Raw genomic sequence first — 2,288 nt, forward strand, 5'->3', positions numbered from 1 at the left:
AGGTGACGGTCCCGCTCGACTACGCCCGGCCCGCCGCCGGCACGCTCGACATCGCGCTGGCCCGCTACCGCGCCACGGGCGCCTCGCCCCCTTCCGTCGTGCTGCCCTTCGGCGGCCCCCGCGGCGCCGGCCCCCGCCCCGCCGGCCACGAGGCCGAGCGCCTTGGCGTACCCGGCGGTCCCGAACCAGCCGATGACCGCGACCGGCACCACTGCGGGGATGCCGCCGGCGACCTCTTCGATCTGCGCCGCCGCCAGCCGGCATCTGGCGCACTCCGCCAGATGCCTGCGCAGCCCCCGCTCGGCGCGGACGCGCAGCTTGCGGCGGGCGTAGGAGCCGAGCTGGTCGGCGTAGCGGGCGCACTCCGCGTCGGCGGTGAGGGTGGCGCTGACATGCGCCTGGAGATACGCCTGCTTCAGCCCCTCGCGGGCGCGGCTGGCGAGCACCCGGGTCCCGTTGGCGTCCAGGCCGAACAGGACGGCCACCTCGCTCGGGGACTCGTCCTCCACCTCGGTGTGCCACAGCACGGCCTGCCAGCGCTCGGGCAGCGAACGGAACGCCCGCATGGCCATGGACTGCTCGGCCTCGTGCAACGCCCGTACGTCGGCGCCGAGTTCGAGGGTGTCGTCGGACGCCTCGGTGGACCGGGCGGCCTGCTGGGCGAAGGCGGCGAAGTCGTCGACGAGCTGTTCGCGCCGGGCCGACCTGATCCAGTGCGCGGCGACGCGCCGCACCGAGGTCAGCAGATAGGCCCGTACGGCGTGCTCCGGGCCCGAACCGCCGCGCACCGCCTGCAGCATGCGGGCGAAGACCTCGGCGGTGAGGTCGTCGGCGGTGTGCTCGTCCCGGCAGCAGGTCCGCGCGTACCGGCGCACCGCGCCGGCGTGCCGCCGGTACAGCTCCTCGTACGCGGAGTCGTCCCCGCCCCGCATCCGTTCGATCAGCTCGGCGTCACCGGGCGGCGCGTCCTTGCCGCGCTGGGCCGGCACGCCCTGGTGGCTCACCCGCCGCCCCTGACTCGGCACCTGCGGGGCGTCCGGTCCGACGGCCTCCACATCGCCGTCGTCACCGCGTGACCCGTCCCACCCGTCAATGCTCATAGCGGAACGCCCCCGCCCCCGGCCCAACCCGTCACGGCCACAGAGTGCCACATCGCCATTTCTACAACGACACCCCGCGGCCTCGGTCACCCGTCCGGGCGGACACCCCCGGACGAACCGCTCCCGGGCCCCCGGAAAGAGGCCACCCGCACCACCCGGCCACGTAGCGGCACGGGTGGTGCGGGTGGGGAAGGAGGGAAGGGCGACCTCTCAGACCGCCGCGGGACGCGACCGCAGGCCCTCCAGCAGGATGTCCAGCAGCCGCGCGGACGCCGCCGCCTGCTGGGCCGCGTCCGGCAGGGACGGGGCCGCCGTGGCGATCACCAGCAGCACGTCGGACACGGACACGTCCGTGCGCAACTCGCCCGCCGCCCGTGCCCGTTCCACCAGCTGGCCGACGACCGACAGCAGCGCGCCGACCCCGGTGTCGTCCGCCGCGTCCACGGAGTCCTGCGTCACCAGGCGCAGTTCACCGCCGCCCGGCTGCACCCGCTGCTGCGGCACCCGGGCCGCTTCCAGCGCCCCGGTGCCGTCGGCCGGACCGGTGGAGCCCTGCGCGGAGCCGACGCGCAGCACCTGCGGCGGCAGCAGCCGCCCCGCCCCCGACGCCACCGACGTCCGCAGGAACCGGGACAGCGCCGACCACGGCTCGTCCTCCTGGCCCAGCGCCGCCCGCGCCTGCTCGGTCAGCCGGGCCGTCTCCTCCTCGGCTATCCGCCGGACCAGCACGTCCTTGCTGGGAAAGCGCCGGTACACCGTGCCGACCCCGACCCGCGCCCGCCGTGCCACGTCCTCCATCGGCGCGCCGTACCCCAGCTCGCCGAACACCTCACGCGCCGCCCGCAGCACGTGCTCCAGATTGCGCTGTGCGTCCACCCGCAGCGGCGTCGTGCGCGCCCCGTCCGCGCGCCCGTTCGCCGTCGCGACCGCCGGTGCCGCCGGCACCTTCACGGCCGGGCCGCCGGCGGCCATCGTGGCGGCCGGCCAAGACGTGTCCTGAATATGCATGTGTTTCCCCCGGTACATGACGTCTCCCCCCGGAGACTCTCCCCGTCACTGATGCCGGAGTGCGCGAAGGTGGTACCGGTCGCCGCGGCCCCGCCCGTCGCAGGCCCGTGCGACCACATCCCCCACACCCCGTCCCCACGAACATAGTTGAGAGGAAGTCAATTCAGAAGGGACAGGTTC

The 2,288-nt window shown here is 75.1% G+C and carries 2 protein-coding genes; both read right to left on the reverse strand.

The window, feature by feature from the left end; genetic code table 11:
• Positions 1–1,100, reverse strand: a 1,100-nt coding sequence (locus FRZ03_RS10615) for a sigma-70 family RNA polymerase sigma factor (protein WP_261398853.1), incomplete at its 3' end; no start/stop codon positions are given.
• Positions 1,101–1,310: 210 nt separating this feature from the next.
• Positions 1,311–2,108 (reverse strand): TetR/AcrR family transcriptional regulator, encoded by a 798-nt coding sequence (locus FRZ03_RS10620; RefSeq protein ID WP_146464896.1) that lies wholly within the window; start codon positions 2,106–2,108, stop codon positions 1,311–1,313.
• Positions 2,109–2,288 lie beyond the last annotated feature (180 nt).

The organism is Streptomyces misionensis, assembly GCF_007896895.1.
Classification (GTDB): Bacteria; Actinomycetota; Actinomycetes; order Streptomycetales; family Streptomycetaceae; genus Streptomyces; species Streptomyces misionensis_A.